Origin of the sequence: [Clostridium] saccharolyticum WM1 (genome assembly GCF_000144625.1) — a bacterium.
Classification (GTDB): Bacteria; Bacillota; Clostridia; order Lachnospirales; family Lachnospiraceae; genus Lacrimispora; species Lacrimispora saccharolytica.
This window is the reverse complement of the sequence record NC_014376.1, coordinates 375,296-391,078: the sequence shown is the minus strand read 5'-3', so window position 1 is coordinate 391,078 and position 15,783 is coordinate 375,296. Positions and strand designations below refer to the sequence as shown.

The following is a 15,783-nucleotide window of genomic DNA, read 5'->3' as shown; positions in this document are numbered from 1 at the left end:
GAATATGACAACGAGAGTTAATTACGAACATGAATTAAACCTCTTAAATTATGACATAAAGGAAATGGGGCGTATGGTTGAAACCTCCATCGAACAGTGCTTTGTGGCATTTGAAGATCAGGATTTTGAAAAAGCAGAGGATATCATAAAGGGAGACCGTACCATCAACGACTTGGAACGCTCCATTGAAGCACGCTGCCTCTCTATCATCCTCCGCCAGCAGCCCGTTGCCGGAGACTTACGGGTAGTTTCCAGCGCCCTGAAGGTGGTTACTGACTTAGAGCGCATCGGGGACCACGCTTCCGACATTGCCGAGCTCATCCTGCGCATTAAAGGCGAGCACGTCTACCACGTAGTCCGCCACATCCCTTCCATGGCATCCGCTGCCCGAGAAATGGTACGCAGCTCGATTGAAGCCTTCATCAATCAGGATGTAGAGACAGCTAAGAAAATAGAAAAGCAGGATGATGTGGTAGATGAATTATTTGATAAGGTGAAAAATGATGTGGTGGATTTATTAAAACTCTCCAACGAGCATATTGATCAGTGCATAGATTTATTGATGGTTGCAAAGTATTTGGAACGAATTGGCGACCATGCAGTAAACGTATGTGAGTGGACCGAGTTCTCCAAAACAGGGGCTTTGAAAAATGTACGGATCTTGTAAAGCTGAGAACAGTGCATCCACAGAATCAAAAGTGGTCATAAGAATGTTTCCATTCTTATAACCACTTTTGGTTTTATGGACATCGGCTGCCGGCCGTTAAGTAAGTAAAAGCGGATCCCAATCCGTTCTCTTCCATCTCCCACTCTAGAGCATAGCCACACCTCTGCAGTAAGTCTGAACCACCTCATAATCATCCCGGAGAACCACAAAATCCGCATCACATCCAGCAACCAGCCTTCCTTTCCTGTCATCCACACCAAGACACCTTGCCGGATTAATCGTACAGGAATTCAGTGCCGAATCAAAAGGTACCATAGCCTCTTCCACCAAAATCTTCAGACCCTTATTCGACTTCAGCGTACTTCCGGATATCGTATCTGTCCCCTTCAGATAGGCCAGGCCGTTCTCCCTGATCTCAATGCTGTGACCGCCCAACTGATAATCATTTCCCACAGGGCAATGCTTTGCACAAAGAGAATCCGTGATCATGATGGCATGATCCCTGCCCTTTATGGCGTAATAATTATTAAGTGCTGCCAAGTGAGAATGGCATCCGTCACAAATGATCTCACCGTATATATCCCTTACCCTGAATGCAGTTCCTACCAGCCCGGGATTCCGGTGATGATAAGCTGTCATACCGTTATATACATGGGTCATAGAAGTAGCTCCGTTTGCAATCCCCATAAGCGCCTGCTCATAGGTGGCAGATGAATGCCCCATGCTTACCACCACGCCGGTATCCTTACAATACCGGGTAAGAGCAAAATTCTCATCATGCTCCGGTGCCAGGGTAATATATTTGATCATGCCCTTCGCTGCTTCCTGATACTCCTGAAACTGTGCTATGGAAGCAGTCGCTATTGCCTCCGGCGGCTGGGCCCCCTTATACTTCATATCCAGATAAGGCCCTTCAAAATGGATCCCCAGGATCTCTGCCCCCTGGTATCCGCTTTCTGCCACAGCCGCTACGTTGGCAACCGCTTTCGTCAATACATCCGGCATCTGTGTAACGGTAGTTGGAAGAATGGAGGTAACTCCCTCTTCCGGGATCCGTCTCATCCATTCCCGCAGTCCTTCCGGTTCTCCGTCATTGGTATCATATCCATAGGCTCCGTGGGTATGGATATCAATAAACCCCGGTACGATTCTGTCATCACCATAATCCTGGTCTGCGGCCATCTCCCCGTAGTCAAGAACCTTCTTGATCCTTCCATCTTCCACCTGTAGCTGTGCCGGGATAAACTGCCCTGCAATCCAGACCCGCCTGCTCTGTATTATCATATCCGTAACCTCTCTTTCCTGATAATCTGCCCACACTCCGGGGACATAGTCCCTCCCCTTTACCGGCCGAAAGGGACATCAAAGGGTACTTCTTCCCATTCTTAAACCAGTTTGCACATGGGCCTGCGCTTATCTATAGTATAATCAGTTCCACCCCCGTTTTCAAGAAGTTTTAAGCCAGTTTCCATTCTTTTAATCCATTATACATCAAACTTAAGAAATCGGCCACCGGATGATCACCCGGAACAGATCAGCCTCTACTTCGATTTGAAGCTTTCCATTTTGCAGCTCCACAAAGCTCTTTGCAATAGCCATTCCAAGGCCGGAGCCTTCCGTATTCCGTGACTGGTCTCCTCTGACAAACCGTTCGGTTATTTCATCCGGATTAAAAGTAAGCTCTGCGGCAGAAACATTTTTCAAGGTAGTGACTACATACTCCCCTTCCTTCTTCATATCAATGTAGGCCCTGGTGTTAGGCATGGCGTACTTTATAATATTAGACAGCAGATTATCAAATATGCGGTAGGTTTTCTGGCTGTCCAGAGGAAGAACGATTTTTTCGTCCGGCAGATTCCACCGGAAATCTATGGTGGATTCCTCTATTTTATCACTCAGCTCCAGACTGACCTCCTTTAACAGGCTGACAATGTCTACATCCTCCAGATTCAGGGTCACATTGTTGCTGTTTGCCTTGCTGATCTCAAATAAGTCCTCAATGAGTGACTTCAAACGCATGGATTTCTGTTCCAGTATGTCAATATAAGCCTTCCTCTGCTCCGGCGTCGCATGGTCATCCCTTAGTAAGTTTACATAAGTTATAATCGCCGTCAATGGGGTTTTTAAATCGTGGGACATGTTGCTGATTAAGTCAGTCTTAAGCTTCTGGCTTTTCACTTCCTCCACGACCGCCACTTTAAATCCCTTCTGGATCTTTTGTATCGACTTTTTAAATGGTTCAAATACGCTTAAATCCTCTTCTATGGAAACCTCTAAATTTCCCTCTGCGATCTGGTTTGTTGCTCTTAAAAGGATGCTGTATTTATCACTTAAATCCCTGTAGTATTTCCTCATCACGATAAACAAGGCAATGGAATAAAGGATCAGGGCACCGATCCCAAAAAACCACAGGCTGCAAAGAATGGCGAGAATGATGAAGTTCACTCCCACGATCCGGAATATGGTCCGGTCCGACCGCTCCTGCAGGTTGATGTTTCCTACAAAGGTATAAACCCTGTGGCAAAGGTTTTTCACCCATTGCCAGAACCAGCCGCATAAGGTCCGCTCATGAAGATAACGCTTCAGTCCGATGCGGAAGACATCACGGCTGCATATGACCGCCCAATAGACAATGGCAAAGGGAATGGACCACCACATTAAGTTCCAGAACTTCACCATGATCCTGGCCGCCAGGGGCAGGAAATTTGCCCGCATAAGAGCATCATATAAATCTCCCCTGTTTGTCACCACCACAAGATTTGTAAGCCCTGTTCCGAAAAATACAGCACCACAGGCCACCCCTGCAACGACCTCCAAAGGTGTTCTTAAAAGCCTGCTGATATCCGGAAGCCCCGGGTCCAGACAGGAGAAGAAAAAGGCTGCGATCACAACGGCACAGATCAGGCCCATAAATATCCTGGAAACGCTTCCTGAGTAGTTATACGCATTCCAGACAGTTTCTCTCTCCTCTTCAAAAGCGGCGATCTGCTGGGACCTCATCCCATAAGCAAAGGTAACATTTCTTGGGTTTTTCAGTTTCAGATCTGTCTCGTAACGATACTGGTCCCAATAGTAATCACTCATAGGATCTCTGCCGCCTAAGGTCCCCAGAGAATTGAAAAGCCTGCTTCCATTTACTCCGCTTACCTCTCCGGTCTCCATGCGTCCCAGATCGTCATACCGAAGCACTGCCTTGAACGTATATTCATCACTTCCTGCAATGGACCGGCCTCCCGCATGATCCGTCAAGACTTTCCCGCTTGCATCAAGGATTTGATAATCCAGGAAATTTCTCATACCTCCAAAATACCGGTTCCAGGATTCATATTCCCTGACACAGCTTTGGCGCAGTTCTTTTAAATACTCCCGGCGCTCTTCCTGTGCGTCCATTATAAACACTTCTTCATCTGCATCTGCATCTTCAGCCGCATCCCCGCCAGCTCCGGCCTCCGTTTCACTTACTTCTGATGCCGCCTCAACTGCCATGGCATTCCTTAATTCTTCTTCCGCCAGGGGGAAATAGAACTGGAACGGAGAGATGACACTGCCCTGTTCATACTGGGCTTGTTCCAGATAAAGCACGTAATTGCCAAGAACCAGATGCTTGAGGAATTCATCCTGCCCATAAACTGGCTCCTCATATCTGGCTGATTCATTCTTAAAAAATGGGTAAAGCCCCACCATAACCGAGGCTGCCAGCAAAACCACAATCATTGCCAGGATAATGCTGATCCTATGCCTGTTTCTCAATTTTATATCCAACGCCCCACACCACCTTTAAATATTTCGGCTCTTTTGGGTTGATCTCGATCTTTTCCCGGATCTTCCTTACATGAACCATGATCGTATCCGTGTTAATGGCCCGCTCATTCCAGACCCTCTCATAAATCTCCTCCGCAGAAAACACCCGTCCGGGATTTTTAATGAGAAGAGCCAGTATTTTAAATTCAATGGGCGTCAGCTTCACCGGCTTTTCATCCACCGTCACTTCCACCGTATCCTCGTTAAGCTCCAGGCCGCCGATGGAATAAACATTGCTTTTCTCCTTTTGTTCCTTCTCTTCCAGCATATCCATGTATTTTTTATATCGCCTAAGCTGGGAGTTCACCCTGGCCAGCAGCTCCATCGGGGTAAACGGCTTAGATACATAATCATCAGCACCGATATTAAGTCCCATGATCTTATCCACTTCCTCAGACTTTGCAGACAGGATGATCACAGGAAAATCATAGGCTTCCCTTAATTTCACGGTCATGGTGATGCCATCCATCCGGGGCATCATTACATCAACAATGGCAAGATGGATCTCTTCCCGCTGTAAAACCTTAAGGCCTTCCACACCATCCGCCGCCTGAAATACCTCGTAGCCCTGGCTCCTTAAATATATTTCGATCCCTTCCCGGATCTCTTTATCATCCTCTACTAATAAGATGTGGTTTGCTTCCATGTTCTCTCTCCTTTCCCCATTCCTGCCCGGCCTTTGGGGCTTAAAGGGATACCCATAGGGTATTTCCTTATCTGTGAATGGGCTGCTGCCTGTAGCATCCCATTTATGATACCACACTTTCACTTTTTTTACTTCATTTTAAGGATACGAAAGCATTCTTAAATGGAATGCCAGAGAAAACGAAAGAAATTCTAAAATTTACTTGAGTTTTCTAAAAGACATTGCCAAAAAAACGAAAAAAGCGCACCAGGAGATATAAAATCCCGATGCGCCCTGTCTTCTCTATTCCGATGTTTTCCGTATATTGCTCTCCATCAGCCGGTTAAATCCCAGCCAGCCGTTATTGTCTCCCGCACCCTTTAGCACCTCGATCATAGTCTCCATCTTGGCATCCGTGTTATCCGCAAAATTTAAGGCCAGGGCTTCGATCAAAGCAGGCTTTTTAGGAGATCCGTATTCCAGTTCCCCATGATGGGCCAGAATGCAGTGCTTCAGCTCGGAAGCCGTCTTTTCCGGAAAGCCTGGGATGGTCCGGATCCGTTCTCCCACCATCTCCGTTCCAATGATGATGTGGCCCAAAAGCTGACCGTCATCGGTATAATCATTTTCCGGAAATGTGGAAAGCTCCCGGGTCTTGCCGATGTCATGGAACATGGCGGCTGTTATAAGCAGATCCCGGTTAATGAGAGGATAATAACCGGCATAATAATCACACAGCTTAACCACGCTTAAGGTATGCTCCAAAAGTCCGCCCACAAAACCGTGGTGAACGCTTTTTGCTGCAGAATGGAACTGAAAAGCCTTGGCAAAGGCGGCATCCTCTGCAAAAAAGCTTTCCAAAAGCTTTCTTAAGTAAGGGTTCTTAACCGTCCGGATAAATCCTAAAAATTCCTCATACATCAGTCCTATATTCTTCCCGGAAACAGGAAGGTAATCGCCGGGGACATATTCCCCTTCTTCTGCCTTTCGGACCCGCTTAATATTCAACTGGTTGGAATTCTGGAAAACAGTCACATCTGCATCTATGTATACATAATCCAGAGTTTCAAAATTCCCGATTCCCGGAGATCCAAGATCCCAAATCTTGGCATCCACGGTCCCTGTCTTATCCTGAAGAATCAGGCTTCCATATTCTTTCCCTGACTTTGTAAGGGCAATCTGCTTATTTTTGCATAAATACACATCTGAAACATGCATTCCTTCACGGAATGATTCTACATACCTCATTGTTTTCCTCCACATACTTTCTTTCAGCCTTAGCCTCAGGCAATAAGGAAGCCAGGAAGATTACCTGGCTCCAATGGTTACCTGATACTGTATCTCTTTATATTCTTCCCTTCCATTGCGGGAAACACTCACAGGAATCACATCCCCGGGGGTAGAATTTTCAAGCACCGCCTGGAAGTCCTTCATCGTAACGATGGTTTCCTCTCCCATAGTCTTTATAATATCTCCGCACTGGATCCCGGCATTGTAGGCAGGGCTGTCTGCGTTCACATCAACCACATATACTCCCAGAGGCATGCCATTGCTGTTCATAACGGCGCTTACTTCTTGTCCAATGATCCCAAAGTACGGAAAGGACCCGCCATTGCTCATCTTTTCCAGAATGCTCTTATAGTCGGATATGGCCATAGCTGCCGTCATATCCTTACTACCGTCATTCTTATGCTCATCCGTCACCCAGCCGATGATCTGTCCGGATGTGTTTATGAGGAAGGTGCCTGTCTGGGCATTTCCCTTCACATCAGAATACAGAATACGGGTTATCCCATCCGTAACCTGTACGTTTTTCGTTATATAGGATATAAATCCATATCCAACAGAATGGACCATGCCGGCCGGGCCGCCGATGGCCACGACCAGATCCCCCTGTCTTACAGAATAGGAATTTCCCAGCGGGGTTGCCTTAATCTCCTCCAGCAAGGCTCTTCCCAGATCCGCGGTGGATACACTCACAATGGCCATTCCGGAAAGCTTATCCGTCTGCTTAATGGTCCCCTGGACCTCCGTTCCGTCAGAAAACACCACGCGGATAGCCTCAGCATCCTCCACAGCCCCATCCGGGGTAAGCACCAAAAGCTCCTGATTTGCGGAGGCAATGATCACTCCGGCAAAAAGACCGGAGTTTTCCACAGGGTTGTTAAACCAGTCTGTCTGGGTCTTAACGGAATGGACCGTCACGATCCCTTTGTCTACTTTTTGGACCAGAGACCTCAGGCTTCCATACAGGGTATTTAAATCATCTACTGAAAATGGATATTTCTCCATGGCTGACTTTAAAATATCTTCAATGGGTTCCGTCTCAGCCGCCGAAGTCATGGTCTCAGTCTCGGAAGGCGCCGTTTCCGGATCATCCTTTGGTATGGTTACGGGAACGCTTTCGCTGGTGGATCCTTTCGCAAAAAATCTTTCAGCTACAGGCCGGGATACGGCAAATGTAACCGCTGCAACGATTCCGAAGATAACTGCAGTCGCAAAAAGGCCCAAAGCCCTTTTTAGCATTTCCCTTTTTGACAAGGGCTGTCTCACTATCTTTTCATTGATAAACTGACGAGGCTCCGATTTTTTATCATCTGGCCCGTTATTTTCCGGCATACAACCCCTCCTTTGCAGAAGACCTAAATACTATTATAAGGTCCTTCGCCCCTTAATGCAAGAAAAACATGTGAACTTTGTCCCCTCTGCCCTGGGATCTTTCAAGTTTATTGTATGATTGGCCTTCTGTATATAAAAAAAGTGCTTATGTATGGATTGGTGCACCTATACATAAAATACTGCCTGATGTAATACTGAATTTACAATAATAAATTCCTATCCCAAATGAATCAAACTATAGAAAACAAGGCAGTCATTCCGTCATTGATTCATTTAATAACTCCCGGATAATCCATTGCGGCTGATTGATCATATTGGATCCTCTTTCACCGGATCTGTCAGGAAAAATAACCTGAGGATTGCAGTTTTCATCCCAAATATGCTATACTGTAACAGATACTATCATCATCGGACCACAGTGGAAAGAAAGCAGAATAAATAAGGTATAATCTATGAATCAGAAAGCATTAAAAACTTTAGAATATCATAAAATCATCACACAGCTTGCCCAGTACGCCTCCAGCGACTCCGGCAAGGAGCTGTGCAGAAACTTAATCCCTTCCACGGACTATCATGAGATCGTAAGGGCCCAGCAGGAAACCACCGACGCCGCCACAAGAGTGCGTCAGAAAGGCAGTATCTCCTTTGGGGGCGTGAGGGACATCCGCCCTTCCTTAAAGCGCCTGGATGTAGGAAGCGCCCTGGGAATGGCGGAGATTCTCTCCATCAGCTCCCTGCTTACTGTCTCAGCCAGAGTGAAAGCCTATGGACGCCATGAGGACTCGGAGCTGCCGGAGGACTCTCTGGAGGAATCCTTCCGGATGCTGGAACCCCTGACCCCTGTCAACACGGAAATCAAACGCTGTATCCTTTCCGAAGAGGAGGTAAGCGATGATGCCAGCCCGGGGCTTCATCATGTCCGGCGCTCCATGCGTTCCATCAACGACAAGATCCACACCCAGTTAAACTCTATATTGAATTCCAACCGGACCTACCTTCAGGATGCGGTGATCACCATGAGAGACGGGCGTTACTGCCTCCCGGTGAAATCCGAGCATAAATCCCAGGTATCCGGCATGGTCCACGACCAGTCTTCCACCGGCTCCACTCTTTTTATCGAGCCAATGGCAATCGTAAAGCTTAACAACGATCTCAGGGCTTTAGAAATCCAGGAGCAGAAAGAGATCGAAATGGTTCTTGCCGATTTAAGCAACCAGCTGGCCCCTTACCTTAATGAGTTGGAAACTGACTTTGAAATCCTGACGAAGCTGGATTTTATCTTTGCAAAGGCGGCCTTATCCAAGCATTACAATGCCAGTGAACCAATATTTAACACAAAAAGGATCATTAACATCAAGGATGGCCGTCATCCCCTTTTAGATCCTTCCAAGGTAGTCCCCATCACCATACATCTTGGGCGGGACTTTGACCTGCTAATTGTGACCGGGCCAAATACAGGAGGAAAGACGGTTTCTTTAAAGACCGTGGGATTATTCACCCTCATGGGACAGTCCGGCCTTCATATCCCGGCATTTGACGGTTCAGAACTGGCGGTGTTTGACGAGGTATTTGCAGATATCGGAGATGAGCAGAGCATAGAACAGAGCTTAAGTACATTTTCCGCCCATATGACAAATATTGTCCATATTCTGGGACAGGCAGACAGCAATTCCCTCTGCCTGTTTGACGAGCTTGGAGCAGGTACCGATCCTACGGAAGGGGCAGCCCTTGCCATTTCCATCCTGTCATTCCTTCACAACATGAAATGCCGCACCATGGCAACAACCCATTACAGCGAGTTAAAGGTGTTTGCCCTTACAACTCCCGGCGTGGAAAATGCCTGCTGCGAATTTAACGTGGAGACTCTTAAACCTACCTACCGCCTTTTAATCGGCGTGCCTGGAAAAAGCAATGCCTTTGCCATCTCCCAAAAGCTGGGACTTCCGGATTATATCATCGACGATGCAAAGACCCATCTGGAGGCAAAGGATGAAACCTTTGAGGACCTTTTAACCCACCTGGAGGAAAACCGGGTTACCATTGAAAAGGAACGGATCCAGATCGCCTCCTATAAGCTGGAGGTGGAACAGCTGAAGACCCGTCTGACCCAGAAGGAAGAGAGGCTTGATGAACGGCGGGATCATATGATACGGGAAGCCAAGGAGGAAGCCCAAAGGATCCTCCGGGACGCCAAGGAGACCGCAGACCAAACCATACGCAGCATCAACAAGCTGGCTGCAGACTCCGGGGTTGCCAAGGAGCTGGAAGCCCAGCGGAGCAAATTAAGGAACAAGCTGCAGGATGTGGATTCCTCCCTGTCTTTGAAAAATGAAAAAAAACAACCGGGAAAACAGATTGACCCCCGAAAGCTGAAGCTGGGAGACGGAGTAAAGGTTTTAAGCATGAATCTAAACGGAACTGTAAGCTCCCTTCCCAATGCCAAGGGAGATTTATATGTGCAGATGGGGATCCTACGTTCCTTAGTGAATCTTTCGGATCTGGAACTGCTTCATGAAGAATCGGTTTCCACACCTGCCGGAATTGGCTCCAGGAAAAGCGGCAGCGGAAGCAGCTCTACCCGTATGTCCAAATCCTTTTCCATTTCCCCGGAGATCAATCTGATTGGAATGACTACTGATGAAGCCATACCCCAACTGGACAAATACTTAGACGATGCCTATCTGGCCCACCTTCCTCAGGTACGAGTGGTTCACGGGCGTGGAACGGGTGCTTTAAAGAATGCTGTGCACAAGCACTTGAAGAAGTTAAAATATGTAAAAGATTTCCGCCTGGGTGCCTTCGGGGAAGGAGATTCCGGTGTGACCATTGTTACATTTAAGTAAAATACCCATTGCAGTCTGCAAGGTACTTTACCCCACAGGCAATGGCCGCATGGATATGCAGCCATATCCATGCGGCTCGCTGCCTTTGGTTGAATCATTTGAGAAAGGGGGCCATTATGGCAGAAAAACAGCGGATATTGATCGTAGACGATGACAGCAACATCGCGGAATTAATTTCCCTCTACTTATTAAAAGAATGCTACGAAACAGAAATCGTAGGCGACGGAGAGGAGGCACTCCGGGTATTTCCGGAATTCCGGCCTCACCTGGTACTTTTGGACCTGATGCTTCCCGGCATGGATGGCTATCAGGTCTGCCGGGAGATGCGCTCCGCCTCCCAGGTTCCCATTATTATGCTTTCTGCAAAGGGAGAAGTTTTTGACAAGGTCCTTGGCCTGGAGCTGGGGGCTGATGACTATATGATCAAACCCTTTGATTCCAAGGAGCTGGTGGCCCGTGTAAAGGCTGTTTTAAGGCGCTACCAGACGTCCCCTGTACCTGCCGCCCTTCATACGGATCACCAGGGAGAATATGTGGAATATCCGGACCTTATTGTAAACCTTACCAATTATTCTGTCATCTATATGGGGCATTCCATTGAGATGCCGCCAAAGGAACTGGAGCTTCTTTACTTCCTGGCCTCCTCTCCAAACCAGGTATTTACCAGAGAGCAGCTTTTGGACCACATCTGGGGATATGAATACATCGGTGATACCAGAACCGTTGATGTCCACATCAAGCGGCTACGGGAAAAGATCAAGGACCATGCTGGCTGGGCTCTCACAACGGTTTGGGGGATCGGCTACAAATTTGAGGTGAAGCGTTAGATGACACACTCTCTCTATTATAAATTCATCCTGGGCTATCTGCTGTTCGGCCTCCTGGGATTTGTGACCATTGCCACATTTTCCTCTGAGATCACGGACCAGTATCTCCTTGGCCGCCGTTCCGAATCCCTTTATGACGAGGCCACTCAGATCGCCTCCTCCTACAGCGGCATGTACAACGGCAGGGATATGAGCCTGTCTTCCTCTTATCCGGAGCTTGTGAAGGAGGCCAATTATCTTCATGCCCAGATATGGATCGTAGACCGGCAGGGCAAGGTGGTGTCTGACAGCGCTCAGTCTGACAAGCAGGGACAGGTCATTGAAAACTTTGATCCTACTTTCATGGGCAATAAGTCCTATATTATCGGAAACTACTATCATCAGTTTTCCTATGATGTCTTAAGTGTACATGCGCCAATTACAGGAAACTACACCACACACGGCTACGTGGTGATCCACCTGCCTTTATCCTATTTAAGAACGGAGCGGGATGGGATCTTAAACATCGTCTACGTCACATCGGCAGCGGTGTTCGGTCTTTCCTTAATTATCCTTCTGGTCTTTACAAAAAATGTATATTTTCCGTTAAAAAAAATCACGGCCGGAGCAAATGAATACGCTCAGGGTAATTTAATGCATCACATTGAGGTGCATACGAGAGATGAAATGGGCTATCTTGCCGCAACCCTTAACTATATGTCTGCTGAGCTGGGCAAGATGGAGGATTACCAGAAAACCTTTATCGCCAATGTATCCCATGACTTTCGTTCTCCCCTGACTTCCATTAAGGGCTATCTGGAAGCCATTCTTGACGGTACCATACCGCCGGAGATGCATGAGAAATATTTAAACAGGGTCATTTCAGAAACTGACCGCTTAAATAAGCTGACGCAGGGACTTCTGACCCTTAATTCCCTTGACAGCAAAGGGTATCTGAACCGTACCAGCTTTGATATCAACCGGGTCATTAAAGATACGGCAGCATCCTTTGAAGGAACCTGCAATGGAAAAAATATCACCTTTGATTTGACCTTTTCCGAAAGTATTCAGATGGTTTATGCGGACCTTGGAAAGATACAGCAGGTCCTCTATAATCTCATAGACAATGCCATAAAATTCAGCCATGCAGATTCTACCATCTACATACAGGCTTCGGGAAAGTATGAAAAGATTTTTATTTCCATTAAGGACACGGGAATCGGCATCCCAAAGGAAAGCTTAAAAAAGATCTGGGAGCGATTTTATAAAACAGACTCATCCAGGGGAAAGGATAAGAAAGGGACAGGACTTGGCCTGGCCATTGTCAGGGAGATCATCCAGTCTCACGGAGAAAATATTGATGTGGTCAGCACGGAAGGAGTCGGATCGGAATTCATCTTCAGCCTTCCAAAGGCCGGAACCCCTTAACTGGCGGGGGGCTCCGTACTCCTGTATATTTAATCTAAAATTAAAATCCGGGCAGTCTTTTCTTATGATCTAACAAGAAAAACTGCCCGGAAAATTTTTATTTCTTCCACTGTAGGTGGTGAAGCTCCCCCTTCATGGTCATACGTTCAAAGCCATTCTGCCTTAAAGCCTCATACAGCACAATGGAAACAGAATTTGATAAATTTAAGGACCTGATATCCCCCCACATGGGGATCCTGACACAGCAGTCCTGATTTTCCAGGAGAATCTCTTCCGGTATTCCGGCACTCTCCTTTCCAAACATCAGGAAACAGTCCGGATCATATTCCACATCGGAATACACGTGAAGCCCTTTTGTTGTGGCCATATAGATCCTGGCTCCCGGATTCCGGTCCAGAAAGTCCTGATAATCGCTGTACACATTCACATCAAGCTTATCCCAGTAGTCCAGCCCGGCTCGCTTGATCAGCTTGTCATTGAGCTTAAAGCCCAAAGGCTCAATCAAATGCAGCTTTGTGCCTGTTGCCACACAGGTCCTTCCGATATTTCCTGTATTGGCTGGCATCTCCGGTTCCAATAATACAATATTCATACCTTTACGCTTTTTCCTCCAGTCTTTTGATAAATCGGTCCATACGGCTTAATGCCTCCTTCAGATTCTCCAGAGAGTATGCATAAGAAATACGCAGGTATCCTTCTCCGCAGTCTCCAAAGGCAGTCCCAGGCACCACCGCTACCTTTTCTTCCCGCAGAAGCCTGGTGGCAAATTCATCGGAAGTCATACCAAACCGTTTGATGGATGGAAAGGTATAAAATGCCCCATGAGGCTCAAAACAATCCAGCTCCATTTCCTGAAAGGCATGGATCAGATAACGGCGTCTCTGGTCATAGGATTCCCGCATCATCTGAACATCCTTATCACCTTCACGGAGGGCAGCTACTGCAGCATACTGGCTGGTGGTAGGTGCACACATGATGGCAAACTGGTGGATTTTTAACATCTGCTCCAGAATCACCCTGGGAGCAGCGGCATAACCAAGGCGCCAGCCGGTCATGGCGTAGGATTTTGAAAAGCCGTTTATGAGCACAGTTCTGTCCCTCATGCCGGGAAAAGCGGCAATGGTCGTGTGATCGCTTCCGTAAGTAAGCTCTGAATAGATTTCATCCGATATAACAAATAAATCCTTCTCTATTACGATTTTAACGATCTCTTCCAGCTCCTCGGCCTTCATAACAGCTCCCGTAGGGTTGTTGGGGAACGGAAGCACCAGCACCTTGGTCTTTGGAGTGATCTTCTCCAGAAGCTTTTCACCAGTCAGCTTAAACTGGTCCTTTGCTTCTAAGTCAATAATGACAGGAACACCGTTTGCAAGAATGGTGCAGGGAACGTAAGAAACGTAGCTGGGCTGGGGAATCAGCACCTCATCCCCTGGATTTAACATGGCCCGGAGGGCGATATCAATGGCCTCGCTGCCGCCCACCGTTACCATGACTTCATGGTCAGGATCATATGTAGCAGCAAAACGGCGGCTTAAATAGTTGCATATTTCTATCTTTAATTCTTTTAATCCTGCATTTGAGGTATAAAACGTTCTGCCTTTTTCCAGGGAATAAATACCCTCTTCCCGAATATGCCAGGGCGTGTCAAAATCAGGTTCCCCCACACCCAGGGAAATGGCATCCTTCATTTCGCTGACAATATCAAAAAACTTGCGGATCCCGGAAGGCGGGATCTCTACGATTCGGTCTGACAATGGATTTCTCACGGCGTAATCAACATCCTTTCATCGGTTGTTCCTTCAGCAAGAACGGTTCCATGGTCTTTGTACTTCTTTAAGACAAAATGAGTGGCAGTGCTGAGAACCGACTCCATGGGCGACAGCTTATCTGATACAAACTGGGCCACCTGTCTCATGGTCTTTCCCTCTATGAATACGGTAAAGTCAAAAGCGCCGGACATAAGATATACGGCGTTTACCTCGCTGTATTGGTAAATGCGCTCAGCGATCTTATCAAACCCCATCCCTCGCTGAGGAGTGACCTTAACTTCAATTAATGCCATAACCTTTTCATCGCTGGTATTATCCCAGTTAATCAGGGTGTGGTATCCGCATATGATATGTTCTTTTTCCATTTCGGCGATTTCATTGGCAATGGCGGTCTCACTTTCCCCCAAAAGAATCGCCAGGTCCTTTAAATCAATCCTGCTGTTTTTTTCTATAATTGCCAATATTTTTTCTCTCATATCCTGCCTCCTGATTTCCTTATAATTGTCCATGTTCTTTGGACATAGAGGTATGCCCATGAGGGCGTTCCTTATGATTGTCCATGTTCTTTAGACATAGAGGTATGCCCTTGAGGGCGTTCCTTATGATTGTCCGGGCCTGTGGGTTATAACGGTATGTCCCCAGCTCATCCCTGTTTATTTGGTAAGACCTTATATAGTTCATCCTCTGAGGGCCGGTCAAGATAACCGGTGCTGTCCCCGTGGTCGATGATCCGTTTGATGCCTCCCGTCACTTTCCCAATCACCGCAGCGTGGATTCCCTGCTTTTTTAAAGCCTTTACCAGATCTCCTCCGTTATCCGCCGAGAAAAGCAGACAGCCGGTTGAGAAAAGGCGGTACGGGTTTAAATCGTACCGCTCACAAATCTCAATGGTTTCCTGTTTCACCGGTATGCTGTGGAGAGAAAACCGGATTCCTGTCATGTAGGCCCCGGACAGGTCCCATAGAGCTTTTAAAATCCCGCCCTCACCAGCCGGTTCACATTCTGCCGCTCCAAACTTTTTCCATTTTTCCAAACCGCCTTCCGGTACCATACTTTCTTGTTCCGAAATCCGTTCAATATAGCCCCTGGAAAACCATTGATATAATTCTTCTTTTTTATACTTTACAGTTTCTACCGTTCCCCAAAGGCCGGCATATCCCGCAACAACGAGATCCTGCCCTGGCCGTAGGGTTCCGGCATTTTCCCTTTCAATCCGTCTCATATG

At 47.2% G+C, this 15,783-nt stretch carries 13 protein-coding genes; 4 read left to right on the top strand and 9 right to left on the bottom strand.

Translation table 11 applies throughout. The features are described 5' to 3' along the window. The first annotated feature begins 4 nt into the window (after window positions 1-4). Window positions 5-667, top strand: a complete 663-nt coding sequence (gene phoU, locus CLOSA_RS01900; protein ID WP_013271099.1) for a phosphate signaling complex protein PhoU — start codon at window positions 5-7, stop codon at window positions 665-667. Between the two features lie 144 nt (window positions 668-811). Here the strand turns inward: phoU and nagA are convergent, their stop codons facing one another. From nagA to CLOSA_RS01875, 5 genes are all read right to left on the bottom strand, one after another. Further along, window positions 812-1,951 carry an N-acetylglucosamine-6-phosphate deacetylase gene (gene nagA / locus CLOSA_RS01895; RefSeq protein ID WP_013271098.1) on the bottom strand — a complete coding sequence of 380 codons (1,140 nt, stop codon included), beginning with the start codon at window positions 1,949-1,951 and terminating at the stop codon, window positions 812-814. 213 nt (window positions 1,952-2,164) lie between these two features. Then, complete coding sequence (locus CLOSA_RS01890) at window positions 2,165-4,429, bottom strand: sensor histidine kinase (RefSeq protein ID WP_013271097.1); 2,265 nt, start codon at window positions 4,427-4,429, stop codon at window positions 2,165-2,167. Then, complete coding sequence (locus CLOSA_RS01885; RefSeq protein WP_013271096.1) at window positions 4,401-5,114, bottom strand: response regulator transcription factor; 714 nt, start codon at window positions 5,112-5,114, stop codon at window positions 4,401-4,403. The genes CLOSA_RS01890 and CLOSA_RS01885 overlap by 29 nt, the downstream gene beginning before the upstream one ends. 282 nt (window positions 5,115-5,396) lie before the next feature. Continuing rightward, window positions 5,397-6,341 carry a 3'-5' exoribonuclease YhaM family protein gene (locus tag CLOSA_RS01880; RefSeq protein WP_013271095.1) on the bottom strand — a complete coding sequence of 315 codons (945 nt, stop codon included), beginning with the start codon at window positions 6,339-6,341 and terminating at the stop codon, window positions 5,397-5,399. Between the two features lie 60 nt (window positions 6,342-6,401). After that, window positions 6,402-7,712, bottom strand: a complete 1,311-nt coding sequence (locus CLOSA_RS01875) for a S1C family serine protease (protein ID WP_013271094.1) — start codon at window positions 7,710-7,712, stop codon at window positions 6,402-6,404. A 452-nt stretch (window positions 7,713-8,164) separates the two neighbouring features. Here CLOSA_RS01875 and CLOSA_RS01870 point away from each other — a divergent pair, with 452 nt between their 5' ends. The 3 genes from CLOSA_RS01870 (at window position 8,165) to CLOSA_RS01860 (ending at window position 12,789) form a co-directional block, all read left to right on the top strand. Continuing rightward, the gene (locus CLOSA_RS01870; protein WP_013271093.1) at window positions 8,165-10,555 is read left to right on the top strand and encodes an endonuclease MutS2; all 2,391 of its coding nucleotides are present in this window, start codon (window positions 8,165-8,167) and stop codon (window positions 10,553-10,555) included. A 116-nt stretch (window positions 10,556-10,671) separates the two neighbouring features. Continuing rightward, window positions 10,672-11,382: a response regulator transcription factor gene (locus CLOSA_RS01865; RefSeq protein WP_013271092.1), complete on the top strand. Its 711-nt coding sequence runs from the start codon at window positions 10,672-10,674 to the stop codon at window positions 11,380-11,382. Then, window positions 11,383-12,789 (top strand): HAMP domain-containing sensor histidine kinase, encoded by a 1,407-nt coding sequence (locus tag CLOSA_RS01860; protein ID WP_013271091.1) that lies wholly within the window; start codon window positions 11,383-11,385, stop codon window positions 12,787-12,789. A gap of 97 nt (window positions 12,790-12,886) precedes the next feature. Here the strand turns inward: CLOSA_RS01860 and CLOSA_RS01855 are convergent, their stop codons facing one another. The 4 genes from CLOSA_RS01855 to CLOSA_RS01840 all read right to left on the bottom strand — a co-directional run bounded on the left by CLOSA_RS01855 (window position 12,887) and on the right by CLOSA_RS01840 (window position 15,780). Continuing rightward, window positions 12,887-13,381, bottom strand: coding sequence for a tRNA (cytidine(34)-2'-O)-methyltransferase (locus tag CLOSA_RS01855; RefSeq protein WP_013271090.1), 495 nt, complete (start codon window positions 13,379-13,381; stop codon window positions 12,887-12,889). A gap of 4 nt (window positions 13,382-13,385) precedes the next feature. After that, entirely contained in the window at window positions 13,386-14,555 is a 1,170-nt protein-coding gene (locus CLOSA_RS01850) for an aminotransferase class I/II-fold pyridoxal phosphate-dependent enzyme (protein ID WP_013271089.1), read from the bottom strand. Continuing rightward, window positions 14,552-15,034: an Lrp/AsnC family transcriptional regulator gene (locus CLOSA_RS01845; RefSeq protein WP_013271088.1), complete on the bottom strand. Its 483-nt coding sequence runs from the start codon at window positions 15,032-15,034 to the stop codon at window positions 14,552-14,554. Before CLOSA_RS01845 ends, CLOSA_RS01850 begins: the two co-directional genes overlap by 4 nt. Window positions 15,035-15,201: 167 nt before the next feature. Continuing rightward, entirely contained in the window at window positions 15,202-15,780 is a 579-nt protein-coding gene (locus CLOSA_RS01840) for an AIR synthase-related protein (RefSeq protein WP_013271087.1), read from the bottom strand. Window positions 15,781-15,783: the final 3 nt, after the last annotated feature.